The following is a 26,416-nucleotide window of genomic DNA, read 5'->3' on the forward strand; positions in this document are numbered from 1 at the left end:
CCAGGCCGAGCGCGCCGCCGGGTTTCAGCTCCGCAGTGCGGCGACGGGCGACAGGCGAGCGGCGCGCCGCGCAGGCACCCAGACCGCAGACTGCCCCAACAGCCACAAGGCCAGCGCGCCTGCTGGCAGGTAGGCCCAGGGCAGCCGCGGCAGCGCATAGCTCTGCATCAGCAGCTGGCTCAAGGCCACCGCACCCGCCGTGCCGATGACGATGCCGGCGCTGGTCAGCAACAGGTTCTCCAGCTGGAAATAGCGCCGGATCTGCCGCTCGGTGGCGCCCAGTGCGCGGCGCGTGCCGATCATGCGCGTGCGCTGCTGCACCCAGAAGCTGGCCAGGCCCACGATGCCCATGGCGGTCACCAGCAGCAGCAGAACGCAGACACCGCCCATCAGCCAGGCCATCGCGCGATCCTGGGCGTAGAACTCGTTGCGCATCTGCGTCAGCGGCCGGGCCTGGGTGACGACGCGACCGCGGTCGGTGGACTCCAGCGCGGCAGTGGCCGCCTTGATGACGGCATCGCGCTGGCCGGGCTCGGTGCGCAGCACATAGCTGCCGCCGCCCAGCAAGGGAAAGATCATGGCCGCACCATCGTTGTCACCGCCGCGGGCGCGGTGCAGCTGGGTGTGGGTCAGCGTCTGGACGACGCCGACGATGGTCGTCGGCGCTCCGAAGACGTAGACGCTGCGCCCCACCGCCGAACGGCCCGGGAACAGCTTGTCAGCCATGATCTGGTTCACGATCACCTGGCCGACGCGCGGCTCGGGCACCGCGAAGACCTTGAAGTTGTCCTGCACCTCGTCGGGCTGGAAGTTGCGCCCCGCCATCAGCTTGAGGCCGAAGGCGGGCAGCATGTGGTTGTCGGCCGTGTACTGCGCTGCCACAACGCGCAGGCCCTTGTTGTCGGGCTCCAGCGTCACATAGCTGTTGTTGCTGTTGTTGCCGTAGACGATCTGGTTGGCCACCGTGGCCGCCTTCACGCCCGGCAGCGTGCGCAGCCGGGCCAGGTCCCCGGCCACGATGCCGGCCGTGCGCTCGGGTGGCACTGGCTTGCTGCCGCGCAGGTTCAGCACCACCAGCTCGGACTCGGCCAGGCCGCTGTCGGTGCTCAGCGCCTCGACACGGGTCTGGATCAGGTGCAGCGCGTTGGTGACGATGGCGCAGGTCAGCGCCACCTCCAGCACGATGAGGCCGGCCGCAATCTTGTGGCGGCGCAGCGTGGAGAGGATGGGCATCAGGTCTTTGAACATGATCACTGCACTTTCAACTGAACCGCAGGCGTCACCAGCGCTGCGCGCCAGGCCGGCAGCAGGCCGGCGATGAGGCTGGCGGTGAGGGCCAGGCTCAGCGTCAGCGCCAGCATGGCGGCATCCAGCTCGGCCAGGCGGGCATAGTCGTTGGGGCTCTGGCGCACCAGCCACAGCCCGCCCTGTGCGAACAGCAAGCCCAGCAGCGCGCCGGCCCCGCCCAGTAGGACGGCCTCGACGAGGAACTGCCGGAAGATGTCGCCGCGCGTGGCGCCCAAGGCGCGGCGCACGCCGATCTCGCCGCTGCGGCGCAGCGTCTTGGCCAGCAGCAGGCCCACCATGTTGACGATGCACACGGCCAGGAAACCGAAGGCCAGCCAGGTCTGCAGCCGCACGTCGGCCGGCAGCACCTGCTGCGCGCCCAGCCAGTCCATCACGTTGCGCAACCGCACGTTGGTGGGCCGCTCGAAGCGACCGGCCTGGCGCTGCGCCTCGGAGTAGGCCTCCAGGTAGTCACGGTAGGCGGCGGCGTCCGAGGGCTTCTCGAACTCCACCCAGTACTGCACCCAGGCGCAGGCGGCGTTCAGGTCCAGTGAGCTGCCGCCGTTGGCGCCGCGGGCCCAGCAATTCATGTTGCCCCAGTGGCCCATCTTCAGCGCCATGGCGGTAGAGAAGGGCAGGAACAGGTCCTCCGTGTCGGTGTAGCTGCCCAGCGTCAGGTCCCAGTAGTGCGGTTTGACGTGCCAGGGCTTGAGCACGCCGATGACGCGCAGCGGCTGGCCGCGCACGATGACCTCGCGGCCCACGCTGTTGGCGCCGCCGAACAGCTTGTCGTTGAGGTTGGCCGAGATGACGGCCACGCGCGCCTCGGCGGCGTCGTCGGCTGCGCTCCAGCCGGCGCCGAACTGCCACGGCGCGTCGAACATCGCGAAGAAGTCTGCCGAGGTGTAGCGCGTGGGCGAGAACACCGGCTTGGTGTCCGCATCGGGCAGGCCCACTGCGGTGTTGAAGCCGCTGGACATGGCCTGGCGCTTGGCCTTGGCGTCGCGCAGCAGCGCGGTGGCGTCGAAGCGGGTCAGGTCGAAGGTGGGCTCGTCGCCGGCCTTCCAGCCGACCTTGTCGCCGGCGTCCAGCTGCACGTTGAACAGCCGCGCGCTCTTGTGCGGAATGGGGTCGCCGGAGAGCACGTGGTAGACGGTCAGCGTCGTCATGCAGGCGCCGATGCCTAAAGCCAGCGCCAGCACCATCAGCGCCGACAGGCCCTTGCTGGCGAGCACGTTGCGCCAGGCGAGTTCAAGGTAGTGAAGAAACATCAGCGTGCCTCCAGCAAGGCGTTGACGGCGGCCAGCTCGGTGTCGCCCAGCGAGCCGGCGGCCTGGTGCAGCGCCAGCAGCGCGAGCACGTGGTGGTGACGGGCCTGGGTCTGCGCGTTCTGCGCGGCGGTCAGGGTCTGGATGGCGAGCAGCAGGTCGGTCGTGGAGCGCGTGCCCAGCGTGAGGCCGGTGCGGGTGGCGTCCAGCGCGCGCTGAGCGGCGGCCACGGCGGCCTGGGTGGCGCGCAGCTGGGCCTCGCCCTGGCCGACGGCCAGGTGGCGGGCGCGCACCTCGCGCAGCACGGCCCGCTGGCCGGCCTCCAGTTGCTCACGTGCCGCCTCGCGCTGGAAGCCGGCGCGGTCGGTCGCCGCGGCCGTCGCGCCGCCGGCGAACAGCGGCACGGTCAGCCGCACGACCAACTGCGTGGGCGTGCGACCGGCGTCCGCCAGCGGCACGCCGTCGCCGCGCTGGCGCTGCGTGTCCAGCCCCAGGCTCAGCGTGGGCAGGTGGCCGGCGCGGGCCGAGGACAGGCGCTGCTCGCTGGCCTGCATGGCCAGGCGCAGCGCCTGCAGCTCGGGGTTGGCGTGCAGCGCGCGCGCGGCCCAGGCGTCGGCGCCGTCAGGCAGCGGTTGTGCGGCCAGCGTGGCGTGCAGCGGCTGCAGTGCCGGCGCCGCAGCGCCGGTCAGCTGGGCCAGCGCCTCGCGGGCATCGGCCAGCTGCGCTTCGGCGGCCAGCGTGCTGGTGCGGGCCAGCTCGCGGTAGGCGCGGGACTGGTCGGCCTCCACCTGCGCCGACAGGCCGGACTGGAAACGCGCCTGGGCGTCGCTCACTTGGCGGGCGAAGGCGTCCTCGTTGGCGCGCGCGGTGGCCAGTTGGGCCTGGGCCGACAGCAGGCCGAAGTAGGCCTCGGCCACCCGGGCCCGCGCGCTCTGCTCGGCTGCGACGAGGCGGGCTGCCTGCGCCGACGCGAGGCTGCGGCTGGCATCCCAGTCGCGCAGCGCGGCGAGGTCGACGAGGGCCTGGCTGAGGTGGCTGGTGGTGACGTTCCAGCGTGCGCCGCCGTGCTCGCGCAGCTCGCTGCGGGCCAGCTGCCACTGCGGCAGCAGCGCGGCGCGGGCCTCGCGGGCGCTGGCGTCCTGCGCGCCGCTCAGCGCGGCTGCCTGGCGTAGCAGCGGGTCGGCCGCGCGGGCCTGGGCCCAGACCTGCAGCAGGTCGTCGGCGCGGGCCGCGCCCGCGGCCAGCAGCGCGAGCGTGCACGTCAGTGCGGCGAGGCGCAGGGGCGTCTTCATGCGGTGGCGGCGAGGTCCGCGACCTGGCCGTCGATGACATGCACGTTGCGCTGCGCGCGCGCGGCGAGCTGCGGGTCGTGCGTGACCATGACGATGGTGGCGCCGTCGCGGTGCAGCTCCTCCAGCAACTCCATGACGCTGCGGGCCATCGCGCTGTCCAGGTTGCCGGTGGGCTCGTCGGCCAGCAGCAGGCGTGGCTCGCCGGCCAGCGCGCGGGCGATGGCCACGCGCTGCTGCTGGCCGCCGGACAGCTCCGCCGGGTAGTGCTTGCCGCGCGCCGACAGGCCCACGCGGGCCAGCGCGTCGGCGGCGCACTTGCGGCGCTCGGCCCCGCCCATGCCGCGGTAGCGCAGCGGCACCTCGATGTTGTCGAGCACGTTCAGGTCGGGGATGAGGTTGAAGGCCTGGAAGATGAAGCCGATCTTCTGGTTGCGGATGCGCGAGCGCTCCGCGTCGCCCATGCGGCTGACGTCGATGCCGTCCAGCTTGTAGGTGCCGGCACTGAAGGCTTCCAGCAGCCCGGCGATGGTGAGGAAGGTGGTCTTGCCGGAGCCGGACGGCCCGGTCACGGCGACGAACTCGCCCTCGCGGACGGTGAGATTGAGGTCGCGCAGCGCGTAGGTCTCGACCATCTCGGTGCGGTAGACCTTCTGCAGTTTTTCCATCTGGAGCATGGGATGTCCTTGTTTCTCAATCGGCGATCAGGACGCGGTCCGCGCCCTTGAAGTTGTCGGCGCCGGTGACGACGACGCGGTCGCCGACCTTCAGGCCCGACACCACCTCGACCCGCTCCAGCGAGCGCGCGCCCAGCTGGATGGCCACCTTCTCGGCCACGCCGTTGCGCACCACGTAGGCGTGGCTGCCACCGCCTTCGTCGACGAAGCTGCCGCGCGCGACGCCCAGCACCTGGTCGCGCCGGTCCAGCAGCACGCGCACCGACAGGCGTTGGTTCTGGCGCAGCTGCTCCGGCTGCGCACCGGCAAAGCGCAGCCGCGCAGCCACCTCGCCGTTGACGACTTCCGGCGACACCGAGCTGACCTGGCCCGCCCAGCGCTGACCGGCGGCCGAGCCGCCGGAGATCTCGCCCGGCATGCCCGGCTGCAGCTCGCGCGCAAAGCTCTCGGCGACCTGCATCTGCACCTCGAGGGCCGACAGGTCGACGACCGACAGCAGCCGCGCGTCGCGCGTGACGTTGGTGCGGTCGGCGATGAAGAGCTGGCCCACCTGGCCGTCCACCGGCGAGCGCACCTGCAGCTCGGCCACCTGGCGCTCCAGGTCGGCCACCAGCAGCTGCTGGCGCGCCAGCGCGCTGTGCTTGGCCTGCACGTCCAGCTTCAGGCTGTCGGTCTTCAGCCCTCGCAGGGACTGGGCCTGCTCCAGCGCCAGCCGGGCCTTGGCCAGCGCGTCCTGCGCGCGCTCGACCTGCATGCGCGCCGTCGCTCCGGCCTCGAAGGCCTGGGTCTGGCGGGCCAGGTCGTTCTGCGCGGTCTGGTGGTCGATGCGGGCGTTCTCGAACGCGCTGTGCAAGGCCGCCGCCTGCTGGCGCGCCTCGACCTCGGCGCGGGCCAGGTCGGCGCGCAGCGCGTCCACCTGGCTGCGCTCCTGCGCGAGGCGGTTGGTGAGTTCCGGCGAGTCCACGCGCGCCAGCACCTGGCCCTGCCGCACCGGGTCGCCGGCCTTGACCATCAGGGTTGCCGTGCCGCCGCCCTGCGCGTACAGCGTGGGGCTTTGCGCGGCGACGACGCGGCCCTCGCCGGCCACGTCGCGCGTCAGCGGCCCGATGCCGACGGTGGCGATGCCCAGCCGCGCGGCGCTGACGGCAGCGTCGGCGGACAGCGCCTGGCGCAGGCGCCCACCGGCCCCCAGCGCGACGGCAGTGATGATCAGCACGCCGCCGCCCAGCAGCAACGGCCAGCGGCGGGCGCGGGGGGCGAGCGGGCGGTCCTGCTCGGAGGTGTCGCGGAAGTGGGAGTTCATGGGCCCAACATCGCAAGCGCCGTGCCCGGCCAGGCGCTACGCGGCATCAAGCACTTGGGCGCTGCGGTGGTGTCCGCGGACAGCGTGCGGACAGTCCGGCCCCCGGCGCGGTCAGCGCCGGCCTACCCGCGCCAAATGCGGCATATGTCTCGCTACCGGAGCGAGTCCCTGCTGCGTTTGACGCAGGTCAATCGCCTCCGCAATCGGCCTCCCTAGGATGAATCCGTTCCAGTTTCCTAGCCCGCCATGCCGAATCTCGCTGCAGCCCCGATCGGGTTGCCCGTCTCTGTCCGCTCGCCCAGCGCCCACGCCGCTGGTGGCTTCTTCTCCCACCACGGTTTCTGGGCGCCCGGCGTGCGCTTGTTCCGCAGCCTGCGCTTCGGCGCCAAGGCGCTGGTCATCTCGGCGGCCTTCCTGGTGCCGCTGCTGGGGCTGATCGCCTGGCTCATCCATGACGAGGCCGAGACCCGGCTGCAGGAGCGCCAGGCCGCGCTGCGCCAGCATGTCGAGATTGCGCACAACGTGCTGAGCTGGGCCCAGGGGCTGGAGGCCGGCGGGCTGTCGCGCGAGGAGGCCCAGGCCCAGGCGCGCCAGGCCATCGCCAAGCTGCGCTACGGCGGCCAGGAGTATTTCTGGATCAATGACATGCAGTCCCGCATCGTCATGCACCCGATCAAGCCCGAGCTCGACGGCAAGGACGGCAGCGGCATCAAGGACCCCAACGGCGTCGCGCTGTTCAACGCCTTCGTCGCCGAGGTGCGACGCAACGGCCAGGGCTTCGTGAGCTACCAGTGGCCCAAGCCGGGCCAGGCTGAGCCGGCCGACAAGATCGCCTTCGTCAAGGGCCTGGACGCGTGGGGCTGGGTGGTGGGCTCGGGTCTGTACGTGGACGACCTGCGCGACGCCGAGCTGCGCCTCATCTACCGGACCGGCGTCGTGCTGGTCTTCATGCTGTGCGTGGCGGGCTACCTGTTCCTGAGCTTCTTCAAGGTCATGGACGGCGGCCTGGACGAGACGCGGCGCCACCTGCGCGCGATGACGGCCGGCGACCTGACCACCACGCCCGCCCCGTGGGGCCGCGACGAGGCGGCCGACCTGATGCGCGAGCTGGCCACGATGCAGGACTCGCTGCGCCACATGGTGCTGCGTGTGAGCCGCTCCAGCGACCAGATCCTGCACTCCAGCGACGAGATCGCCAGCGGCGCGATGGATCTGTCGGCCCGCACCGAGCAGGCTGCCGCCAACCTGGAGGAGTCGGCCGCGTCGATGGAGGAGATCTCGGCCACCGTGCGCCACAGCGCCGAGCACACGGCCGAGGCCTCGCAGCTGGCACGCCAGAACGCCCGCATCGCCAGCGACGGCGGCCGCGTGATGGAGGAGGTGGCGCAGACCATGCAGGCCATCCGCGACTCGTCCACGCGCATCGCCGACATCATCGGCACCATCGACGGCATCGCCTTCCAGACCAACATCCTGGCGCTGAACGCCGCGGTCGAGGCCGCGCGCGCCGGTGAGCAGGGCCGCGGCTTCGCCGTGGTGGCCAGCGAGGTGCGCATGCTGGCGCAGCGCAGCGCCGAGGCGGCCAAGGAGATCAAGACGCTGATCGGCCGCAGCGTGGAGCAGGTGGAGTCCGGCACGGCCATCGTGGGCCGCGCGGGCGAGACCATCGTGCAGATCGTCGACGGCTCGCAGCGCGTGGACCAGCTGCTGGGCGACGTGGCCCAGGCCTCGCGCGAGCAGAGCCAGGGCATCGCCCAGATCGGCCAGGCTGTGCAGGAGCTGGACCGCGCCACGCAGCAGAACGCCGCGCTCGTGGAGGAGACGGCTGCCGCCGCCGCGTCCATGAAGTCGCAGGCTGGCAGCCTGGTGGGCGAGGTGGCGCGCTTCTCGATGCCGGCCGGCCTGTCACTGGACATCGAGGACGAGCCGATCGAGCGTGCCGACTTCGATTTCGACAGCGCCATCAACGCCCACCGCGACTGGAAGGTGCGCTTGCGCCAGGCCATCGCCGACCGCGCCCGGCTCGACGCCGACACCATCTGCCGCGACGACCAGTGCCCTCTGGGCCGCTGGCTGCACGGCGACGGTCAGCGCCGCTGGGGCTCGCGCCCCACCTTTGTGGCGTTGATGGACAAGCATGCCCAGTTCCACGAGGCGGCCGGTGACGTCGCGCGCCGCATCAACGGCGGCCAGTACGAGCAGGCCGAACGCCTGATCGGCGCCGGCTCGGTGTTTGCCGGCCGCTCCACCGAGGTGTCGACGCTGCTGACCCAGGCCAAGCGCGGCCTGTGAGCTGCGGCGCCGCTCAGGCGGCCAGGACGAGGACGAAGTAGGCCAGCACCGCGCCGCACAGGCACAGGCCGAACAGGGGCGGTGTCGTGCGGGGCATGCCGGCCTCCTAGCTGCGGATGAGCTCGCCAGCCTGGCGCCACATGGCGCCAGGCTGCGGGAACACGCTGGCCAGTGCGCTGTCCGGCAGCCCCAGGTGGCGCTGCAGCACGGCAGCCAGCACCTGGCGGAAGTCGGTGGTCACGGCCAGGTCGCGGCCGTCGGCCAGCGCGGCGCGGTCCAGCCCAGGCCATTCGCCCAGCACGCGCCCGCCCGCTACCGGGCCGCCCAGCAGCCACATGACGTTGCCGCGGCCGTGGTCCGTGCCGCCGTTGCCGTTCTGGCGCACGGTGCGGCCGAACTCGCTGGCCACGACGATGACGGTGTCCCGGTAGGCATCGCCCAGACCGGTGGCCAGCGCGTCCAGTCCCTGGCCCAGGCTGGCCAGGCGGTTGGCCAACTGGCCGCGCGCGGCGCCCTGGTTGACGTGCGTGTCCCAGCCGCCCACGGCCGTGAAGGCGAGCTGGGTGTGCGGGTCCTTGCGGATCAGCGTGCCCAGCCGCAGCGCGTCGGCAGCGAAGCTGCGGGCCGACGGCGCGCCGGCATCGGCCGTCGGGTCCATGCTGCGTTCGCCCGGCGCCATGCCCGAGGCCATGCTGCGCGCCATCTCGCCGCGGCCCTCGGTGGTGTCCCGCAGCGTGGCGCTGAGCGCCGGGTCCTGCGCGTACAGCTTGGCGAGGCCGGCCTGCATCTGCGGGTTGTCGATGCTGCGGCGCTGCAGCGCGTTGGGTCCCAGGCCCAGGTTGGCGACGCTGGCCGTGCCGGCAAAGATGCGCGGCGGCGTGCTCCCCTGGCTGATGGCTCGCGTGGGTGCGGGCTCGCCTGGCAGCGCGGCCAGCAGGCGGTTCATCCAGCCGTCGGGCGTGGACTTGCGGCCCGGCGTGCCGGACTCGAAGTAGTCCTGCGCGTCGAAGTGCGAGCGCGTCGCATCGGGCGAGCCGCTGGCGTGCACGAAGGCCAGCTGGCCGCCGTCCCAGTGGCGCTTGAGCATCGCCAGCGACGGGTGCAGGCCGAACAGCGAGTCCAGCTTGAGCAGGCCGTCCTCGGCGCCGGGCACGGGCAGCGCGATCTGCGGGCGGCCGGCTGCGTAGTCGCGCTCGCCGTGGGGCGCGACGACGGACAGGCCGTCCACCGCGCCGCGCAACATGACGACGACGAGCTTTTTCGGGGCGGCGGTTTGCGCGCGCAGCAGCGAGACGGGCAGGCCGCCCAGCGCGAGTGCGCTGGCCTGCAGGAGTTGGCGGCGGTGCATGGACAGCTCCTGGTAACGAGGGTGCATGGACATGGGCGTCAGCGCTTCATGAAGTCGGGCGACGCGAGCATTAGGGCCACTTGCTGGCCGGCCGGCTCGCTGGCCAGCGTGCGGCGCGTGGCCGCGCTGACCGAGGCGCCCAGCGTGCTGCCCAGCCGCTCGGCGCTCACGCCGCTGCGCTGGCCCAGCGTGGCGGCGAGTTGCACGCGCTGCGTCAGCGCCTCGGGGTTGCGCCAGGCGGCGGCGATGGTCTTGTAGCCGTCCGGCGTCTGCGCGCCATACAGCGGCTGGCCGGCCTGGGACAGCGCCTGCAGCAGCGGCTGCGGGTTGGCCAGCGGCAGGTCCAGCGCGCGCAGGCTGGACAGCAGGTACTGGTAGGGCGTCTTGAACTTGGCCTGGAAGGCCTCGCGCTGCCAGAACTCGTCGGCGCGCATCAACACGCGCGTGAACTCGCGCAGGTCGCCGCCGCTGGTCAGGAAGCTGTCGGCCAGCTTCTGCACCAGGCTGGCCGGCGGCTCGTCGGCCACAAAGGCCTGGGCGAACTTGTGGGCCAGTCGACGCGCGGTGGCCGGGTGGGCGGCCAGCATGTCCAGCGCCCGCTCGCCCTCGGCCTGGCCGGCGCCCGCGATGCTCTGGCCCAGCCAGGTCTTGGTGCCGTTGTCGTGGCGGCGCGGGTCGAACGCGAAGGCGTCACCCGTGGCGCCGGCCAGCAGCTTGCGTGGCTCCAGCCCCCAGCCGGTCAGCATGCGGGCCAGCTCGGTCACGTCGCGCTGCGTGTAGCCGCCGTCCACGCCCAGCGTGTGCAGCTCCATCAGCTCGCGGGCGTAGTTCTCGTTCAGGCCATTGGCGCGTTGCGGGTTGGCGACGGTGCGGCGCGGAGGTCGGTCGGCCGCCACGCTCTGCGCGTTGTCCAGGTAGATGAGCATGGCCGGATGCTTGGCCGTGGCGCCCAGCATGTCGCGAAAGCGCCCCAGCACATGCGGCCGGATGGCCTGGTGCTCGTAGTTCGCGATCAGCACGCCGACGGCGTTCTTGCCGGCGAACACATTGAAGTGGTTGAACCAGAACTCGGTCAGCACCTCCTCCAGCTGCGCCGGGCTGTGCAGCGCGCGGGCCAGTCGCGCGGTGGCGGCCTGGGCCAGCAGCGGGCGCACTTGCTCGCGCACGGCGTTCAGTGCGTCGGCGTCAGGCTTGCCGCCCTGGGCCTGCTCGCGGCGCGCCTCGCGGGCGGCCTTCACGGCCTCGCGGTAGCGGCCCAGCAGCTCGGCCTGGCCCAGTTGCAGCACTTCCATGCCGGCCAGGCGCTCGCTCAGCGCCGCTGGCGCGGCCAGGAGGCGCGGCGTCAGCTGTTCGGTCAGGAAGCGCTCCAGCCAGGCGTCGGCGCCCTGGTCGGCAATGGCGGCCGCATCGGCCGGCCGCGGGCCGTAGCCCAGGCGGTTCAGCGCATGCAGCGCACGCTCTTCTGCGCTCAGCGGGGCGGCGCTGCCGGCCAGGGCAGTCGGCAGGCGCAGGCCGGCCAGCGCGGCCGTACCCAGCATGAGTCGGCGTCGGGGGTTCATCGGCGGTCTCCGTCGTCGTGACGGCGCAGCATCCCGCGCTTTGCGCAAGCCGGTGTGGCCCCTGCGCAAAGTTTTGTGTCAGCCCAGCCAGCGCTCCAGGCTGCGCAGCGTAGCGGCCACGTCCAGCGGCTTGGACCAGTAGCCGTCGAACCCGCCCCGGCGGGCCAGGTCGGCCGCCACGTACTCGGGCTCGGCCGTCACCAGCAGCGCCGGCGCGTCCGTCGCGAGGCCGGCCTGGCGCAGCTGCGGCAGCAGCGCGTCGCCGCTGACGTCAGGCAGGCGCAGGTCGCACAGCAGCAGGTCCACGCCCTGGCTGGCCACGATGCGCCGCGCCTCGGCGCCACTGCGGGCCACCTGCACGCGGCAGCCCGGCCGCAGTTCCACGATGCCCTGCATGAGCAGGGCGTTGACCGGGTCGTCCTCGACGTACAGCACCACCGTCATCACCGCCCCCGGGACCGCAGAGGCTGCGTAGGCGGGGAGGTCGGGCGCTGGGCAGTGGGCTGGTCGGCGGGCATCGTGTGGCTGCAGGCGTTGGATGCCAGCATTATCAAATTCATTGATAGGGTCGAACAGGAATGCACTGCAAATACGGTGTAAACCCGGATATTTGCCAGATGCGGCAGGCGCTCGACCGCTCAGTGTGCGGCCTGCCGCAGTGCCTGCAGGCCGCGACGCAGCACCGCCCAGCCGGCGGCCTGCAGTGCCGAGCCGTGGGTGGCAGCGTCCTCCAGCGCCAGGGCCTGGCGGGAGAGGTCCGGATGGCCCAGCAGCTCCAGCACCGCTTTCAGGCCGTGGGCCACGCGCCGCAGCGCCTCGGTATCGCTGGCGGCGATGGCGGCATCTCCCTGGGCGATGTCGTCGGCGAAGCGCGCCAGGCAGCCGGTGCGAAAGCGCTCGAACAGATCCAGGTCGCCGCCGAAATGGGTTTGCAGGGTGGCGGGCGCCGACGGTGCCGGCGCCGGGGCAGGGCCGGCCGCAGCGGCGCGGCGCGGCAGCAGTTCCGTGACGGTGCTCAGCAGCTGGGCCAGCGGCACGGGCTTGCGCAGTGTTCGCGCGACACCCAGTGCCTGCAGCGCGAGCAGCCGCTCGGGCTGCAGGCCGGCGCTGAACACCACCCAGGGCGGCGCGTCGGCGCCCTGGGCACGGCCCTCGGCCAGCAAGGCCTCGGCGGAGCCATCGGGCAGCATCAGGTCGCTGATGACCAACTGCCAGCCGCCGCCCGACAGGGCCGTGCGGGCCTGCGCCAGATGGGTCACGACCTGCAGCTCCACGCCGGGCAGGTCTTCCAGTGCCATCTCCACGAACCTGGCGATCGAGGCGTCGTCCTCGATGAGCAGCAGGCGGGCGGGCATGGGGTTCAGGCTGTTGCGGGCGCCTGGGCCTGGGCCAGCAGGCGCGGCAGCTCGGTCACCAGCCCGGTCTTGTGCACCAGCGGCACACCGTCCAGCGCGAAGCGGTAGGGCTCGCGCTGGGCTTCGTCCAGCGCGGTGACGACGATGAGCCGGCTGCGGGCGAACTGGGGATGCGAGCGCAGGCTGGTGATCAGCGCGGCGCCGTCGATGCCGGGCAGCAGGATGTCGATCAGCAGCACGTCAGGCTCCAGCCGGCCGGCCAGCGCCAGTCCGGCGATGCCGTCCGAGGCGATGTGCAGATCGGCGTCGGGCAGTTCGCGCTTGACGATGAGGCTGATGAGGTTCTGGAAGTGCACCGAGTCCTCGATCAGCAGCAGTGTGAGCGGCCGCGCTGCCGCAGATGCGGCCTGTGGTGCACCTGCTGCGGCCACGCTGCCGCGCGAGGCCAGCCAGGCCTGCAGCGAGCTGAGCAGGATGCGGCGGTGGCCGCCCGGCGTCTTCCAGGCCTGCAGCTCGCCGCGGTCCACCATCAGTTGCACGGAGCGCACCGCGAGGCCCAGGCGCTGAGCGGCCTCGGTGGTGGAGCAGGTGTCGGGCACGGAAGGGCTGGCGTTCACGCGCCATATTTTGCCGTTTTTGCGGGCTGGTGCGTTGGCTTCTCATTTGATAAAAAACTCGGTGATGGACAATTCGGTCAAATTTCGGAGATCACCCATGCCGATCCTCGCCAACACCGACTGCACGGCCACACCCGGTGGGGCTGCGGCTCTGATGACGGGGCATGCCGCGACGCCGGCTGAGATGGGCGCGCACCGGGTGCGCCTGGGGCGCCTGGCGGAGGCGCTGGCCTGCCGGCTGGGGCTGGACGGCGACGCGGCGCAGCTGCTGCGCCTGGCCGCGCCATTGCACGACGTGGGTGAGACCGACGCGGCGGCTGCCTTCGAGCCCGACTGGCCGCTGACGGCCGCCGAGGAGCGCCGCCGCCGCCAGGCCCAGCCCGAACGAGGGGCCGCGTTGCTGAGCCACTCGCGGCTGCCGCTGTTCGCGTTGGCGGCCGAGATCGCGCTGCATCACCGGGAGCGCTGGGATGGCAGCGGCTACCCGCAGGGGCTCAAGGGCCGGGCGATTCCGCTGTCGGCCCGCATCGTGGCGGTGGTGGATTGTTTCGATGCCCTGACGATGCGGCGCAGTTTCCGGCCGGCCCGGGCCGACGACGTGGCGCTGGCCATGCTGGCCGAGCAGGCCGGCACGGCGTTCGACCCCGAGGTCGTCGACGCCTTCCTGGCGCACGCGCCGGCGCTGATCGCGCTGCGCGACCATGTGGCCGGGGGCCAGGCGGCACTGCGCTGAGCGCCGGTTCGGCGCGCAGGGCTCGGCGATGTTCTGAGCGCCGCACAATGTGGCGCACGCCATCTCCGCCACCCCATGCGCCTGCTCCTCGTTGAAGACGACTCCATGATCGGCGACAGCCTGCGCGAGGCGCTGCGCCGCCAGGGCTTCGCGGCCGACTGGGTGCGCGACGGCCAGGCTGCCGAGTCGGTGCTGGCCAGCGGCGAGCGCTTCGAGGTCGTGCTGCTGGACCTGGGCCTGCCCAAGCGTGGCGGGCTGGAGGTGCTGCGCGCGCTGCGAGCCCGCGGCGACGCCACGCCGGTCATCGTGCTGACGGCACGCGACGCGACGTCCGACAAGGTGGCCGGGCTGGACGCCGGCGCCGACGACTACCTCGTCAAACCCTTCGAGCTGGACGAGCTGCTGGCGCGGCTGCGCGTCATCTCGCGCCGCCAGAACGGCCGCACCGACAGCGCCCTCGCGGTGGCCGACCTGCGGCTGGACCCGGCCACCCGCGAGGTGACCCGCGCTGGCCGGCCCATCCTGCTGTCGGCGCGCGAGTTCGCGCTGCTGCAGGCGCTGCTAGAGCGGCCCGGCGCCATCGTGTCGCGCGCGCAGCTGGAAGACCGGCTCTATGGCTGGGGCGAGGAGCTGGAGAGCAACGCCATCAGCGTCTACATGCACCAGTTGCGCAAGAAGCTGGGCGCGGACCTGCTGCACACGGTCCGCGGCCTCGGGTACTACGCCGGCCCCGAGAAATCATGAAGTGGCTCTCCACGCTGCGCGGCCGCCTGTTCGCGCTGCTGGCCGTGCTGGGCGCCGTGACGGCAGCGGCCGTGGCCGGCGCCACCTATGTCAGCGTGCGCGCCGAGGCCGACCAGCTGTTCGACTACCAGCTGCGCCAGACGGCGCTGTCGCTGCGCGACCAGGGCCGCGTCGCGCCCGACGAGGCCGCCGCGCTGGCCGACCCGGGGCTGGACTATGTCGTGCAGATCTGGTCGGTGCAGGGGCTGGAGCTGTATTCCAGCCGGCCGCAGGGCATGACCGAGCCGCTGCCGGCGCGCGCCGTGCTGGGCTACTCCAATCTGCGCCTGGGCGGACAGGATTGGCGCGTGTTCAGCGCCGCCACGCCGCTGCGCGTCGTGCAGGTGGCGCAGCCGCTGGCCGTGCGCCAGAAGCTCGCCGCGCTGGCTGCGCTGCGCAGCGTGGTGCCGGTGGCCGTGGCGCTGCCGCTAGTGGCCGCGGCCATGTGGTGGCTGATCGGCGTGTCGCTGGCGCCGCTGGCCCGTGTGACGCACGCCGCCAAGGCCCGCGGTGCGACGGCGCTGGATGCGCTGCCCACCGCTGGCCTGCCCGGCGAGGTGGCGCCGCTGGTGGACGCCTTCAACGGCCTGCTGGCTCGGCTGGCCGATGCCTTCGACGCGCAACGCAGCTTCGTCGCCGATGCCGCCCACGAGCTGCGCTCGCCGCTGACCGCACTGAAGCTGCAGCTGGGTCTGCTGCGCGACTCGGCGCCGGGCGAGCAGCAGGACGCGGCGATCGCCCGCCTGCGCAGCGGCATCGACCGCGCCGTGCGCCTGGTGGAGCAGCTGCTGGCGCTGGCGCGCGCCGAGCCCGGCGCGGACACCGCCGCGCTGCCGCTGGACCTGGCCGATCTGGCCCGCCAGGCCGTGGCCGACGTGCAGCCGCTGGCCGACAAGGCAGGCGTGGCGCTGGCGCTGCATGCGCCTGACCCGCTGCCGTTGACCGGCGATCCGCAGGCGCTGCGCGGCGCTTGCCGCAACCTCATCGACAACGCGGTGAAGTACGGCGCCACCGCCGTGCAGGTCGCAGCGCTGCGCGGCCCGCGCGGCGCGCCGCTGCTGCGCGTGGACGACGACGGCCCGGGCATCCCGCCGGCTGCCCGCGAGCGCGTGTTCGACCGCTTCCAGCGCGGCGACGATGCGTCGGTGGAAGGCAGCGGCCTGGGCCTGGCCATCGTGAAGGCCGCTGCGCGGCAGCAGGGGGCGACGGTGCGGCTGGCGGACTCGCCGCTGGGCGGCCTGCGCGCGGAGATCGGCTGGCCCGCCTGAGCGCTGTGTGGGTGCCGGCGTTGATACAGCACGCCGCGCGCCCCGCACCGCTGTCCCTTCCCGTCCGCCCCGGCAGCCGCTGCAATGGCGGCATGCACGAACTGCTGCCGCTGCTGACCTACTGCACGCTGATGTCCGGTACGCCGGGCCCCAACAACATGATGCTGGTGGCCAGCGGGGCACACCACGGCTACCGGCGCACGCTGCCGGCCATCCTGGGCATCAACGCCGGCGGCGCGGTGCAAACCTTCGTGACCTGCCTGGGCCTGGGGGCGCTGTTCCTGGCCTGGCCGGCGCTGCATGCGGCGCTCAAGCTGGCGGGCACGGCCTACATGCTGGTGCTGGCCTGGAAGCTGGCCGGCGCGCCCGCCGCGCAGGACCGGCCGCCCGCGCGGGTGCGCTTCGTGGAGGCCGCGCTGTTCCAGGCCGTCAACCCCAAGAGCTGGATCAAGGCCATCACCATCGCGTCGGTCTTCATGCCCGTCGGCCTTGGCATCGTCGAAGGCGCCGTGCTCGTCAGCCTGGTCGGTGCGCTCGTCGGCTTTCCGTGCATCTCGATGTGGGCGCTGTTCGGTGCGTGCATAGGCCGCTTCCTGAAGAGCCCGCGGCGGCGGCGTGTGTTCAATGCCATCATGGCCGTCTCCCTGGCTGTACTGGCCTTGCTGCTGCTGCGCTGATGTTCTCGCTGGACCGCGATTCCTCCACCCCGCTGGCCGACCAGATCGAGCAGCGCCTGCACGCGCTCATCCAGAGCGCGCAGCTGCCGCCCGGCGCGCGGCTGAACTCCATCCGCCAGCTCGCCGCGCAGCTGGGCGTCAGCCCCAACACGGTCGTCAGCGCGTACGACCGCCTCGTCGCCGCCGGCCTCATCGACTCGCGCGGCACCGCCGGCTTCTTCGTCGCCGACAGCCCCGCCAACGCGATGCCCGATGCCACGCGCGTGGAGGCCGGCGAGGAGCAGGAGGCCGTGTGGCTGGCCCAGCAGGCCAACGACCAGAAGGCCGGCGTGCTGCTGGCCAGCAGCGGCGCGCTGCCCGCCACGTGGCTGGAAGACGCCGTGCCCGCCGCCGCCGTGCAGCGCGGCCTGGCGCGGGCCACGGCCGGCATGGCCTCGCGCTGCCCGCCGCAGGGCCTGCCGGAGCTGCGCGAGCGCATCGCAATGCTGCTGCGCGGCCAGGGCGTGGCGGTGGACGCCGGCCGCGTACTGACGACCTACGGCGGCACCCACGCCATCGACCTGATCTGCCGCGCCTTCCTGCGCCCGGGCGACACGGTGGCAGTGGAGACGCCCGGCTACTTCCTGCTGTTCGACCGGCTGCGCCAGGCCGGCGTAACCATCGTGCCGGTGCCGCGCCGCCACGACGGCATAGCCCTCGACGCGCTGGACGCTGCCTGCACGCAGCACCGCCCGCGGCTGCTGTTCATCCAGAGCGTGCTGCACAACCCCACCGGCTGGGGCAGCAGCGCCGCCAACCTGCACCGCGTGCTGATGCTGGCGCAGCGCCACCACGTGCTGATCGCCGAGGACGATGTGCAGGGCCACTTTCACCCGGGCACGCCGACGCGGCTGGCGCAGCTGTCGGGGTTGGAAGGCGTCATCTACTACTCCAGCTTCGCCAAGGCCATGAGCCCGGCGCTGCGCCTGGGCTACATGGCCGCCGAACCCGCGCTGCTGAAGCCGCTGATGCGCGAGAAGATCCTGTCGGTGCTGACGACGGCGGCGCTCAACGAGTTCGTCATGCTGGAAGTCCTGGCCGCGGGCCGCTGGCGCAAGCACCTGGACCGGCTGCAACAGCGGCTGGGTGCCGCCCGCGTCAGCGCCGCGCGCCAGCTGCGCGAGGCCGGCATGCCGCTGGAGCATGCGGGCGAGGGCGGCCTGTTCCTGTGGGGCGCGCTGCCGGCGGCCGTGGACGTGGACGGGCTCGTCAAGGAGGCGTTCCGGCGCGGCATCCTGCTGGTGCGCGGCGCCACCTTCGCGGCCGATGGCGCGGCCGACCCGCACCTGCGCTTCAACGTCGCCTTCAGCCAGCAGCCGCGGCTGGCGGAGTTCCTGCGCGAGCAGCTGGGCGCCGCAGCGGGGGCTCGGCTGGCACTGGCAAAGGCGCGCGGCCCGCTGGCAGAAGCTGTCGGCGCGGCCCTGTCCCCCAGGCGCTGAAGGCCTCGCGCCAGACGGATCAGGCTTGCAGCGGTGTCGCGGCCAACTGGGCCACGCTGGCCTGGCGGTAGGGCGCGCAGAGCTGCTCCACGTAGGCCTGGTGCTGAGGCAGGGCGCCCACGATGCGCGCGACCTTGAGGTGGATGTCGCCAAGGAAGCGGGCCAGCTCCTCGCGGTTCATCTGGTCGGCCACCGGGTGGTAGCGCTGCGGCAGGATGCCCTGGCCCATCATGACCTGCACCCAGGAGATCTCGGCGAACAGTTCGTCGCTGGGGCGGAACACGCGCGCCGTCTCGCGGAACAGGTCGATGCGGTGGCGCAGCGTGGGCAGGATGTCCATCTCGCGCACGTGCTGCCACAGCGCGGAGTCGGTGCGCTCGTTGACGTGGTAATGCAGCACGATGAAGTCGCGGATGTGCTCTAGCTCGCGTTTGGACTGGCGGTTGAACTCGTCCATGTCCGACTGCTGGATGCCGCCGGCCGGGAACAGCTGCATGAGGCGGATGGCCGAGCGCTGGATCAGGTGGATGCTGGTGGACTCCAGCGGCTCGACGAAGCCGCTGGCCAGTCCCACGGCCACGCAGTTGCGTTCCCAGACCTTGTCGCGCTGGCCGGGTGTGAAGCGGATGACGCGCGGCGTGGTCAGCAGCTCGCCCTCGACGTTGCGCTTGAGCACCTCGGGCGCATCGGCGTCGCTGAGCTCCTTGCTGCTGTAGACCAAGCCATTGCCCACGCGGTGCTGCAGCGGGATGCGCCATTGCCAGCCGAAGGGGTGGGCGATGGAGCGGGTGTAGGGCCACGCCTCGCGCACCGACGCGGTCTGCACGGCCACCGCGCGGTCGCAGGGCAGCCAGTAGGACCAGTCCTCGTAGCCCACGCCCAGCGCCTCGCCCAGCAGTAGCGAGCGGAAGCCCGTGCAGTCGATGAAGAAGTCGCCGTCGATGCGGTTGCCGTCTTCCATCTGCAGCGCCGCGATGTCGCCCGCGCGGGCGGCGCCGGCATCGGTCTCGTGCTTGAGCACGCGGGCGATCTTGCCCTCGATTCGCTGCACGCCGTAGCCCTCGCTCATCGCGCGCAGGAACTTGGCATAGCGGCTGGCGTCCAGGTGGTAGGCGTAGTTCAGGCCGTTGCGCGGCAGGTGGGCGAAGCGGTTGGCGAAGGCGGCCACCGTCTCGGGGTTGTAGTCGGTGTAGGTCTTGGACAGGCCCTCGGCCATCCCCTTGAGCCAGAAGTGCTGGAAGCCGGCACTCCAGTGGTCGTTGCCGGTGGCGCCGAAGGAGTGGAAGTAGTCCTGGCCGGGCGCCTTCCAGCCCTCGAAGTTGATGCCGAGCTTGAAGGTCGCGTTGGTCGCGGCCATGAACTCGGCCTCGTTGATGCCCAGCAGGTTGTGGAAGGTGTGCAGCGCGGGGATGGTGGCCTCGCCGACGCCGACGGTGCCGATCTCCTCGGACTCGACGAGCTTGATGTCCAGCTGCTTGCCCAGCAGCTTGCTCATCAGCGCGGCCATCATCCAGCCGGCGGTGCCGCCGCCGGCGATGACGACGCGGTTGAAGGGGGTGGAAGTGTTCATCGCTTGAGCAGGGTCAGGAGTTGCGCGCGGGCCTGGCGCGAGAGGGTGTCGTCGATGGGGCCGAGCAGGCCACGCGCGGCCTCGGGGATGTGGGCCCAGGTCGTGTCGTCGGCGCCGAAGACGAAATGCTGGAAGTGCTGCTGCCAGATGCGACGGTCCTTCTCGGGCAGGTCGCGCAGCGTCATCAGCGCCAGGTGCAGGGTGCTCAGCGGCGAGTCGACGTACTCGGGCGTCTGCCGCCACCAGGCGTTGATGAGCAGGTTGACGGGCGCCAGCCCTTCGATGTGGTGGAACCACATGCTGGGGATGAAGATGGCGTCGCCGGGTTCCAGTTCGGCCACCTCGCCGGCGTCCAGTGCTTGCCTGAAGCGTGGGAAGCGCTCGAAGTCGGGCTGCTGGAAGTCAACCAGGCTGATGGGCTGGCCGGCCGGCGTCGGGTCCAGCGGGCCCATGTAGAGGTTGTGGATCTGCTCGGGCGGGAAGACGGTGAAGCGGCGCCGCCCGGCGGCGACGACGGCGAGGTTGTCGGGCAGGTCGTAATGGGCGGCGATGCGGGTGCGGTTGCCCAGCCACAGGCTGACCAGCGCGTCGCGTGCGCCCAGGCCCATGACGTTGGCGTCCAGGAAGCCGGGCAGCACGGCGTCCACCGTGGTCGAGCCGACGTAGAGGGCCGGCGGCTCGGGGGTCTCGGCCAGTCCCAGCAGGCCGGTCAGCACCTGGTCCAGCGTGGCGGCGTAGCGGCTGAAGTTGAAGGCTTTCAGCGTCTCGTCGGCATAGAAGACCCGGCCCCGGGCTTCAGGCGCCAGCTGGAACAGGCCGATGCGCACGCCGTTGTACAGGCCCATCAGGTAGCGGCCCAGGGCTTCGTCGGACTGGCGCGCGGCCTGCACCACGGGCCAGTGCGTGAAGCCGCCGCGCACGATGTAGGGCCGGTCTGCCGTCAGCAGCTCGGCGGGCAGATTGTCCGGGTCGAACGGGCCGGTCCAGGCGGGGATGTCGCGCATGTCAATGGGGCGGCGAATGAGGAGGTGCAAGCCCGCAGGCGCCGAGGTTCACCGTAGGGCGGGTCGCGACCCGCCGTTTGGTGGACAGGCACCTCTCTACCAAGCGGCGGGTCATGACCCGCCCCACCGCAAGGGGGCTCATCGACTCGCCCGCTCCAGCAGCACGGGCAGCTGCGCGAGCGACGCGATCTGCATGTAGGCGGGCAGCAGGTGACCGTCGCGAGCCAGCGCTTCCAGCGCGGCACCGGGCAGCGCAGCCAGGCGCTCCTCGTGGATGGTGAACAGGCCCGAGAGCCGGCCCTGCTCGCCGTCGGCCGTCTCGATGTCCATGACGAAGGGTTCCAGCAGCTGGTGGCGCGTCAGCGCGTCGATGAAGGCGGGCAGCTGCTGCGCCTGGGCGTGCAGCGCCTCCATCAGCTGCACGGCGTTGTCCAGATAGTCGCTGAAGCCGCCGTGCGGCAGGAACAGCGCCATGCCGACCTCGCCCTCCTCGGGGCGCACGAGGCGCGGGCTGTCCAGGTCGATGTGCAGCTTCAGCGAGCCATCGCTGGCGCGGCCGATCATGAAGGGGTCGCGCTGCAGGGCCATGGGCAGGGCCGGCGCGTCCCAGCCGGCGTCGGTGAGGAACAGGTTCTGGCCCTCCTGCAGGCCGAACAGGGCCACCGGCTGGAAGCCGGCATCACCGTCGACGAGCTGGAACACGATGGGGAAGTGGGCCTGCAGCTGGCGGAACTCGGCCGGCAGGGCGAGGCAGTACTGGCGCGCGTCGCCGAGGGCGGCGGAGCGCTCGGTGTGGACGCGCAGGTGGCGGTGGGTGACGTTGTCGAGCAGGGCGGGGCGGGTCATCGGGCGGGGCTCTGGGCGTGGAGGTGGTCGATCAGGCTGCGGTGGCCGGGCAGGGCGGGGATGAAGCGGCGGGCCAGGCGGGCCGCTTCGTCAAAACAGGCCTGCGCCGCCTGCAGTTTGTCGGCGGACGGCGGGCGGGTGTCAGGGCGAAAACCCATGCCGTACAGCACGTACTGGTAGCTGGCTGACGGGAAGACCTCGTCGTTGCGGCCGAAGTCGTGCCGGGCCGGCGCGCGCAGCCGCCACTGCGGCAGCAGTTCGCGCAGGCGCTCGGGCCAGGAGGCGGTGTCGCGGTGGGCGCGCCAGTAGTCGCTGTCGTCGCGCTGCGTGAGCGCGTAGTGCAGCTTCAGGAAGTCGATGACGCGGGCCCAGCGGTAGCTGAAGTCGTCGTTGTAGCGCCGCGCGACGGCGGGCAGCGTGGCGTGCGTCATGGGCAGCTCCTCGCAAAGCCGCTGCACGGACAGCTCCACCAGCGCCAGCGCCGAGGCCTCCAGCGGCTCGATGAAGCCGCTGGACAGGCCGATGGCTACGCAGTTGCGCACCCAGAACTGCTGGCGGTAGCCGGGGTCGTAGCGGATGGGGCGCGGCACGGGGCGCTCGGCCGGGGCGCCGGTGGCGTCGAGGTAGGCCTGCAGCGCGGCCCGCGCTTCGTCCTCGCTGGCATGGGCGCGCGAGAACACGCAGCCCACGCCGCGGCGGTGCGGCAGGCCGATGTCCCAGAGCCAGCCCTTGGCCCAGGCGGTGGCGATGGTGACCGGTGCCAGCGGCACATCCGGCGAGGCATAGGGAACCTGCACGGCCAGTGCGGCGTCGTTGAACAGCACCTCGCGCTCGCTTTTCAGCGCTACGCCGAAGTGCTGGCCGATCAGGCGGGCCTGCAGGCCAGAGCAGTCGATGAAGAGATCGGCGCCGAGGTCGCCGTGGGCGCGCGTGCGCAGCGCCGCGATGTCGCCGGCGCGCGGCCCGCTGTCGTGCGAGAGCACGGCGTCCACATGGTCCACCACGTGGCGCACGCCCAGCTGCTGCACGGCGTGCTCGCGCAGCAGCTGGCCGAACAGGCCGGCGTCGAAGTGGTAGGCGTAGTTGGCGACGGCGCCGAAGGGTGGCGTCTGCACCTGCTTGGGCGCGCGGCCGGCCTCGCACACCTGCACGCTGGGGCTGACGATGTCGGCGAACGGGCGCTGCGGCTGCAGCGCAAGCCAGGCCTGCACCAGCTCGGCGTCCCCATGGCCCACGGGCAGCATGAAGGGGTGGTAATAGCGGTCACCGGCCTCGCCGGCGCCGCCGCGGGCCCAGCCGTCGAAGCGCGAGCCCTGCTTGAAGCTGACCTGGCAGCGGCGGATGAACTCGGTCTCGTCCAGGCCGATGCGGCGCAGGGTGTCGCGCATGGACGGCCAGGTGCCTTCACCCACGCCGATGGTGGGCACGTCGCTGGATTCCACCAGCGTGATGCGCAGTGTGTCGCCATGTTCGGCAGCCAGCAGCCCGGCCACCAGCCAGCCCGCCGAGCCGCCGCCCAGCACGACGATGTTGCGAAGGGGTTCGTTCATGGCGTGCATTGGACGCTTTCACTCCCGCAGGCCGGGCGCCGGGCCTCGTGGACACGAGGGACAAACAAAAAAAGCCGCTCGCGCGGCTTCGCCAGATGGCGAACAAGAGCGGCGCCTCAGGATGCAAGCGCCGCAGAACCAGACTGTGCCCCACAGGCGCGGGCCCGCATGTCCCGACTTGCCTGGGGGAAGGTCTGCCCGGAGCCGGCAGGGCCGGCCCCGGGAAGCACGCTCAGAACTTGTAGCGCGCGCCGATCATCACGCGGCGGCCCAGCTGGGTCACGGCGCCGATCTGGTTCTCGTTGCGCAGGTGGGTGCGTGTGTACTCGTCGGTCAGGTTGATGGCTTCGAGCTGCAGGCGCAGGTTCTTGTTGAAGTTGTAGCCCACGCTGAGGTCGAACTGGCCGAAGGGCTCCACGTACAGCGGCTGAGCGCCTTCCGAGCCGCCGTAGTTGGCGGCCAGGAACTTGCCGCGCCAGTTGTAGGCCAGACGCGTCGTGAAGGTCTCGTTCTCGAAGAAGCCGACCAGGTTGCCCGAATCCCCCAGGCCCACCAGCACGTCGGTCTGCGCCCCAGCCTTGGCGTTGTTGTAGCCGAGGTTGGACTTGACCTTGGTGAAGTTCGCCGACACGCCGAAGCCGCTGTTGCCGAACACATGCTGTGCGTTCAGCTCGATGCCGTTGAGCTTGCTGGTGCGCTTGTTGTTGACATAGGTGCCCAGGTCGAACATCAGCAAGGGGTCAGTGGGCTGGGCGGTGATGGTGCCGAGGCCGCTTCCGGCTGCGCCGGTGGGGTTGACACCTGGGGCGGTCGGGAAGTTCGCGAAGATGTACTTGCGAATGCACTCCGAATCGGCGCCGCAGCCTCCAGCAGTCTGGGCCTGCTTGTACATCGCGCTCCCGATCGGCGTGTGCAGGTTAAATAGGTTGGTTCGGGTGACGACGGCTTCGTTGTAGTCCTTGAGGGACTTGCGGAAGTAACTGGCCGCGACGTAGCTGCTCTTGGCGTAGTAGTGCTCGGCCGAGAAGTCGAGGTTGTTCGACTTCAGCGGCTTGAGCTCCGGGTTGCCCACGGAGCCCACGCCGCCGCCGACACGAGCCAGGGTATCCAGCCGCTGCCCACCCTGGATGGCGTTCCACCCCGGGCGACCGATGGTCGTGCCGTAGCTGACGCGGAGCTTGGTGTCGGTGGTCATGTCGGCGCTGAAGTCGATGGACGGCAGAAAGTAGCCGTACTTACCGTCGCGCGATGCGGAGCGCGTGCCGCTGAAGTCGATGGGCACTTCGTTGGGTGCAGTCCAGGCCACCGACACCGGGATCTTCTCTACCGACGGCGAGCTGACCTTGGTGCGCTCGTAGCGGGCGCCGATGGCAGCGTCCATGGGCACGCCCCAGTCCCAGCTCAGGTTGTACTGGCCGAACACGGCCTGCGACTTTTCCGTCGTGCGGAAGTCGTCCTGCCAGTCGAACGAGGCCTTCAGCAGCGTGTCAGAGCCCAGCGTCTTGATGGCGGCGGCGCGCAGATCCTCGAAGTTGAAATAGAAGAACTGGTTGAACAGTCGCGAGTCGTTGGCACCGGGGATGCGGCTGAAGTACTTGCTGATGGAGTCAGCCTTCCAGATGTTGTCTGGCAGGGCGGCCGGGCCGCCGGCGGCGTTCGCGCCCCAGGTGTCGCGCTGCACGTTGGCGAAGGCCGAGCGGTTCTGCACTTCGGTCAGCGTCAGGCCGAAGTCCAGGCTGCTGGCGTCGTCGATACGCCAGTTGCCGCGGGTCTGCAGTTGCGTGACCTCGTTCTTCTGGTAGCTGTTGCCGAACACCGAGCCCTGCAGCTCCTGCTTGGCGGGGTCCAGCGTCGTGCCCTTGATGCCCAGCACCGGGAACTTGTTGCTGAAGTCGACGAAGGTGTCGCCCCGGTTCATCGAAGCGGTGCCGAGCGTGACGGCCGTGCCCAGCGGGTCGTTGGCGCCCGAGGTGGCGGTGGCGTGGTGGGCGTCAATGTCGAAGTTCAGCGCATCGGTCGCCTTCCACTTCAGGTTCAGGCCGATCTGCTGGTTCTTGTTCTTGGTGCTGATGCGCGAGGCGCCCATGGCCAGGTCGGCGTTGGCGGCCGGGATGGTCTCACCGTAGATGACGGGCGAGGACGGCGAGCCGGTCTGGAACTCGCCGAATTGGCCGCCGTAGTTGAACCAGGCCGAGATGTCGTTGCGGCGCTGGCGGAACTTCTGCTCGGACATCACGAAGTCCAGCGTGCCCACCAGGTCTTTCATGGGCTTGAACTGCAGCACCAACTGGCCGTTCAGGCGCTCGCGGTGCACGCCGGTGAACGAGTAGTTCAGGTTCTGCGGCACGCTGTAGATGGAGCCGGCAGCCGGGCGGTTCTTGATGGTGCCCCCCGAGGCCGGCGGCAGGCCGCCCCAGACGGCATTGGGGCCGTTCCAGTCGTTGTCCTTGATGCCGTCGAAGGTCTTCCAGCCGCTGCTGACGTTGGCCTGCGAGTAGCCGGAGTCGCGCACCTGGTAGGTGCCCATCAGCGCGATGCCGAACATGCCGTCATTGCTCTGCGTGCTGTAGATGCCGCTGAGTTCGGGCGTCAGTTTCTTGCCCTGTTCCTCGCCGGGCAGGCGGCGGGCCGACTGGTCGCTGACCAGCTTGACGCCGAACTGGGCCACGGTTTCCTTGATGTCGAACGGGCGCTGCGTGCGCACGTTGACGGTGGCGCCCATGCCGCCCGTGGGGCTGCTGGCGCGGCTGGTCTTGTAGACCTCCAGCGCGGCGACACCGTCGGCCGCGAGGTTGGAGAAATCGAAGGAGCGCGAGCTGGGCGCGCCGCCGTCCACGCTGGAGCCGGGCATCTGGCGGCCGTTGAGCAGCACCAGGTTGAAGTCCGGGCCCATGCCGCGCACGGTGATGCGCGTGCCTTCGCCGTTGCTGCGGTCGATGGAGACGCCGGAGATGCGGCTCAGCGACTCGGCGAGGTTGGTGTCGGGGAATTTGCCGATGTCCTCGGCGACGATGCCATCAACCAGGCCGGACGCCTGGCGCTTGAGGTTGACCGAGGTCTCCAGCGAGCGGCGGATGCCGGTGACGACGACAGTCTCCAACTGCGTGGTGCTGGCCAGCGCCTGCGGCACCGACGTGCTGGGCGTGGGGCCGGCGTTTGGCACCTGGGCCTGGGCGGCCACGCCGACGAAAAGCAGGCCGCTGGCAGCGGCCAGGCGCGAGAGGCGAAGGGCGGGGCGGGGCTGTCTCATTCACTTGTCTCCAGAGTTGGTGATCTTCTCGTGATGTCCTGATGGACTGAAAGCGCTTTCAACATTACTTGATTGGCAGCGCTTTCAAACTAGGCAACACCCTTGGTCTGCGGCGTGGCCGCAACGGCTTGTCAGGCAGAGAAAGGGGTGTCGGTGCGGCCCCGCGCTGGCCGCATCGCCCTGTGGACAGGGGGTACGCACGGCAGGACGCGGACCGCTTCAAGTTGGAAGGCTGCTTGCAGAAAAATCTCTGAAAGCGCTT

At 71.3% G+C, this 26,416-nt stretch carries 21 protein-coding genes; 6 read left to right on the forward strand and 15 right to left on the reverse strand.

The annotated features are described in order from the left end of the window. Positions 1-24: 24 nt before the first annotated feature. From ACG0Z3_RS15125 to ACG0Z3_RS15145, 5 genes are read right to left on the reverse strand one after another with little or no spacing between them, the layout of a single operon-like run. Positions 25-1,248 (reverse strand): ABC transporter permease, encoded by a 1,224-nt coding sequence (locus ACG0Z3_RS15125; protein WP_394398841.1) that lies wholly within the window; start codon positions 1,246-1,248, stop codon positions 25-27. Positions 1,249-1,250: 2 nt separating this feature from the next. After that, positions 1,251-2,558: an ABC transporter permease gene (locus tag ACG0Z3_RS15130; RefSeq protein ID WP_394398843.1), complete on the reverse strand. Its 1,308-nt coding sequence runs from the start codon at positions 2,556-2,558 to the stop codon at positions 1,251-1,253. Continuing rightward, the gene (locus ACG0Z3_RS15135; RefSeq protein WP_394398845.1) at positions 2,558-3,847 is read right to left on the reverse strand and encodes a TolC family outer membrane protein; all 1,290 of its coding nucleotides are present in this window, start codon (positions 3,845-3,847) and stop codon (positions 2,558-2,560) included. Before ACG0Z3_RS15135 ends, ACG0Z3_RS15130 begins: the two co-directional genes overlap by 1 nt. Then, on the reverse strand, positions 3,844-4,521 hold the full coding sequence (locus ACG0Z3_RS15140) for an ABC transporter ATP-binding protein (protein WP_394398847.1): 678 nt from the start codon (positions 4,519-4,521) through the stop codon (positions 3,844-3,846). The genes ACG0Z3_RS15135 and ACG0Z3_RS15140 overlap by 4 nt, the downstream gene beginning before the upstream one ends. Positions 4,522-4,537: 16 nt before the next feature. Continuing rightward, positions 4,538-5,824: an efflux RND transporter periplasmic adaptor subunit gene (locus ACG0Z3_RS15145; protein ID WP_394398849.1), complete on the reverse strand. Its 1,287-nt coding sequence runs from the start codon at positions 5,822-5,824 to the stop codon at positions 4,538-4,540. 246 nt (positions 5,825-6,070) lie between these two features. On the opposite strand from ACG0Z3_RS15145, the gene ACG0Z3_RS15150 reads away from it, so the two are divergent. Continuing rightward, positions 6,071-8,116, forward strand: a complete 2,046-nt coding sequence (locus ACG0Z3_RS15150; RefSeq protein WP_394398852.1) for a methyl-accepting chemotaxis protein — start codon at positions 6,071-6,073, stop codon at positions 8,114-8,116. Positions 8,117-8,222: 106 nt separating this feature from the next. On the opposite strand, the gene ACG0Z3_RS15155 is transcribed toward ACG0Z3_RS15150, so the two are convergent. The 5 genes from ACG0Z3_RS15155 to ACG0Z3_RS15175 form a co-directional block, all read right to left on the reverse strand. Then, positions 8,223-9,497 (reverse strand): DUF1501 domain-containing protein, encoded by a 1,275-nt coding sequence (locus ACG0Z3_RS15155; RefSeq protein WP_394398854.1) that lies wholly within the window; start codon positions 9,495-9,497, stop codon positions 8,223-8,225. Positions 9,498-9,502: 5 nt separating this feature from the next. Beyond that, entirely contained in the window at positions 9,503-11,023 is a 1,521-nt protein-coding gene (locus ACG0Z3_RS15160) for a DUF1800 domain-containing protein (RefSeq protein ID WP_394398856.1), read from the reverse strand. Positions 11,024-11,101: 78 nt separating this feature from the next. Next, complete coding sequence (locus tag ACG0Z3_RS15165) at positions 11,102-11,467, reverse strand: response regulator (protein WP_394398858.1); 366 nt, start codon at positions 11,465-11,467, stop codon at positions 11,102-11,104. 194 nt (positions 11,468-11,661) lie between these two features. Further along, the gene (locus tag ACG0Z3_RS15170) at positions 11,662-12,378 is read right to left on the reverse strand and encodes a response regulator (protein WP_394398860.1); all 717 of its coding nucleotides are present in this window, start codon (positions 12,376-12,378) and stop codon (positions 11,662-11,664) included. Between the two features lie 5 nt (positions 12,379-12,383). Next, on the reverse strand, positions 12,384-12,995 hold the full coding sequence (locus ACG0Z3_RS15175; protein ID WP_394398862.1) for a helix-turn-helix domain-containing protein: 612 nt from the start codon (positions 12,993-12,995) through the stop codon (positions 12,384-12,386). 97 nt (positions 12,996-13,092) lie between these two features. On the opposite strand from ACG0Z3_RS15175, the gene ACG0Z3_RS15180 reads away from it, so the two are divergent. From ACG0Z3_RS15180 to ACG0Z3_RS15200, 5 genes are all read left to right on the forward strand, one after another. Further along, positions 13,093-13,728 (forward strand): HD-GYP domain-containing protein, encoded by a 636-nt coding sequence (locus ACG0Z3_RS15180; RefSeq protein WP_394398864.1) that lies wholly within the window; start codon positions 13,093-13,095, stop codon positions 13,726-13,728. A 75-nt stretch (positions 13,729-13,803) separates the two neighbouring features. After that, a complete protein-coding gene (locus ACG0Z3_RS15185; protein ID WP_394398866.1) occupies positions 13,804-14,472 on the forward strand; it encodes a response regulator in 669 nt (222 codons plus the stop codon). After that, a complete protein-coding gene (locus ACG0Z3_RS15190) occupies positions 14,469-15,779 on the forward strand; it encodes an ATP-binding protein (protein ID WP_394398868.1) in 1,311 nt (436 codons plus the stop codon). The genes ACG0Z3_RS15185 and ACG0Z3_RS15190 overlap by 4 nt, the downstream gene beginning before the upstream one ends. A 92-nt stretch (positions 15,780-15,871) precedes the next feature. Beyond that, positions 15,872-16,456 (forward strand): LysE family translocator, encoded by a 585-nt coding sequence (locus tag ACG0Z3_RS15195; RefSeq protein WP_394398870.1) that lies wholly within the window; start codon positions 15,872-15,874, stop codon positions 16,454-16,456. After that, positions 16,456-17,934 carry an aminotransferase-like domain-containing protein gene (locus ACG0Z3_RS15200; RefSeq protein WP_394398872.1) on the forward strand — a complete coding sequence of 493 codons (1,479 nt, stop codon included), beginning with the start codon at positions 16,456-16,458 and terminating at the stop codon, positions 17,932-17,934. Before ACG0Z3_RS15195 ends, ACG0Z3_RS15200 begins: the two co-directional genes overlap by 1 nt. 19 nt (positions 17,935-17,953) lie before the next feature. Here the strand turns inward: ACG0Z3_RS15200 and ACG0Z3_RS15205 are convergent, their stop codons facing one another. From ACG0Z3_RS15205 to ACG0Z3_RS15225, 5 genes are all read right to left on the reverse strand, one after another. Beyond that, on the reverse strand, positions 17,954-19,504 hold the full coding sequence (locus tag ACG0Z3_RS15205; protein WP_394398874.1) for a tryptophan halogenase family protein: 1,551 nt from the start codon (positions 19,502-19,504) through the stop codon (positions 17,954-17,956). Next, on the reverse strand, positions 19,501-20,508 hold the full coding sequence (locus tag ACG0Z3_RS15210) for a cupin-like domain-containing protein (protein WP_394398876.1): 1,008 nt from the start codon (positions 20,506-20,508) through the stop codon (positions 19,501-19,503). The genes ACG0Z3_RS15205 and ACG0Z3_RS15210 overlap by 4 nt, the downstream gene beginning before the upstream one ends. Before the next feature lie 138 nt (positions 20,509-20,646). Then, complete coding sequence (locus tag ACG0Z3_RS15215; protein ID WP_394398878.1) at positions 20,647-21,354, reverse strand: SapC family protein; 708 nt, start codon at positions 21,352-21,354, stop codon at positions 20,647-20,649. Continuing rightward, positions 21,351-22,904, reverse strand: a complete 1,554-nt coding sequence (locus ACG0Z3_RS15220) for a tryptophan halogenase family protein (RefSeq protein WP_394398880.1) — start codon at positions 22,902-22,904, stop codon at positions 21,351-21,353. The genes ACG0Z3_RS15215 and ACG0Z3_RS15220 overlap by 4 nt, the downstream gene beginning before the upstream one ends. A gap of 232 nt (positions 22,905-23,136) precedes the next feature. Further along, on the reverse strand, positions 23,137-26,154 hold the full coding sequence (locus ACG0Z3_RS15225) for a TonB-dependent receptor (RefSeq protein ID WP_394398882.1): 3,018 nt from the start codon (positions 26,152-26,154) through the stop codon (positions 23,137-23,139). Between the last annotated feature and the right edge of the window lie 262 nt (positions 26,155-26,416).

Origin of the sequence: Pelomonas margarita, assembly GCF_043555875.1 — a bacterium.
Classification (GTDB): domain Bacteria; phylum Pseudomonadota; class Gammaproteobacteria; order Burkholderiales; family Burkholderiaceae_C; genus Pelomonas; species Pelomonas margarita.

Excerpts from the sequence above, each read along its gene's own strand:
- ACG0Z3_RS15160 (WP_394398856.1), bottom strand. The coding sequence starts at position 11,023 with ATGAACCCCCGACGCCGACTCATGCTGGGTACGGCCGCGCTGGCCGGC.
- ACG0Z3_RS15220 (WP_394398880.1), bottom strand. The coding sequence starts at position 22,904 with ATGAACGAACCCCTTCGCAACATCGTCGTGCTGGGCGGCGGCTCGGCG.
- ACG0Z3_RS15155 (WP_394398854.1), bottom strand. The coding sequence starts at position 9,497 with ATGTCCATGCACCCTCGTTACCAGGAGCTGTCCATGCACCGCCGCCAA.
- ACG0Z3_RS15215 (WP_394398878.1), bottom strand. The coding sequence starts at position 21,354 with ATGACCCGCCCCGCCCTGCTCGACAACGTCACCCACCGCCACCTGCGC.
- ACG0Z3_RS15170 (WP_394398860.1), bottom strand. The coding sequence starts at position 12,378 with ATGCCCGCCCGCCTGCTGCTCATCGAGGACGACGCCTCGATCGCCAGG.
- ACG0Z3_RS15225 (WP_394398882.1), bottom strand. The coding sequence starts at position 26,154 with ATGAGACAGCCCCGCCCCGCCCTTCGCCTCTCGCGCCTGGCCGCTGCC.
- ACG0Z3_RS15195 (WP_394398870.1), top strand. The coding sequence starts at position 15,872 with ATGCACGAACTGCTGCCGCTGCTGACCTACTGCACGCTGATGTCCGGT.
- ACG0Z3_RS15180 (WP_394398864.1), top strand. The coding sequence starts at position 13,093 with ATGCCGATCCTCGCCAACACCGACTGCACGGCCACACCCGGTGGGGCT.
- ACG0Z3_RS15145 (WP_394398849.1), bottom strand. The coding sequence starts at position 5,824 with ATGAACTCCCACTTCCGCGACACCTCCGAGCAGGACCGCCCGCTCGCC.
- ACG0Z3_RS15135 (WP_394398845.1), bottom strand. The coding sequence starts at position 3,847 with ATGAAGACGCCCCTGCGCCTCGCCGCACTGACGTGCACGCTCGCGCTG.
- ACG0Z3_RS15125 (WP_394398841.1), bottom strand. The coding sequence starts at position 1,248 with ATGTTCAAAGACCTGATGCCCATCCTCTCCACGCTGCGCCGCCACAAG.
- ACG0Z3_RS15210 (WP_394398876.1), bottom strand. The coding sequence starts at position 20,508 with ATGCGCGACATCCCCGCCTGGACCGGCCCGTTCGACCCGGACAATCTG.
- ACG0Z3_RS15205 (WP_394398874.1), bottom strand. The coding sequence starts at position 19,504 with ATGAACACTTCCACCCCCTTCAACCGCGTCGTCATCGCCGGCGGCGGC.
- ACG0Z3_RS15185 (WP_394398866.1), top strand. The coding sequence starts at position 13,804 with ATGCGCCTGCTCCTCGTTGAAGACGACTCCATGATCGGCGACAGCCTG.
- ACG0Z3_RS15140 (WP_394398847.1), bottom strand. The coding sequence starts at position 4,521 with ATGCTCCAGATGGAAAAACTGCAGAAGGTCTACCGCACCGAGATGGTC.
- ACG0Z3_RS15190 (WP_394398868.1), top strand. The coding sequence starts at position 14,469 with ATGAAGTGGCTCTCCACGCTGCGCGGCCGCCTGTTCGCGCTGCTGGCC.
- ACG0Z3_RS15165 (WP_394398858.1), bottom strand. The coding sequence starts at position 11,467 with ATGACGGTGGTGCTGTACGTCGAGGACGACCCGGTCAACGCCCTGCTC.
- ACG0Z3_RS15200 (WP_394398872.1), top strand. The coding sequence starts at position 16,456 with ATGTTCTCGCTGGACCGCGATTCCTCCACCCCGCTGGCCGACCAGATC.
- ACG0Z3_RS15130 (WP_394398843.1), bottom strand. The coding sequence starts at position 2,558 with ATGTTTCTTCACTACCTTGAACTCGCCTGGCGCAACGTGCTCGCCAGC.
- ACG0Z3_RS15150 (WP_394398852.1), top strand. The coding sequence starts at position 6,071 with ATGCCGAATCTCGCTGCAGCCCCGATCGGGTTGCCCGTCTCTGTCCGC.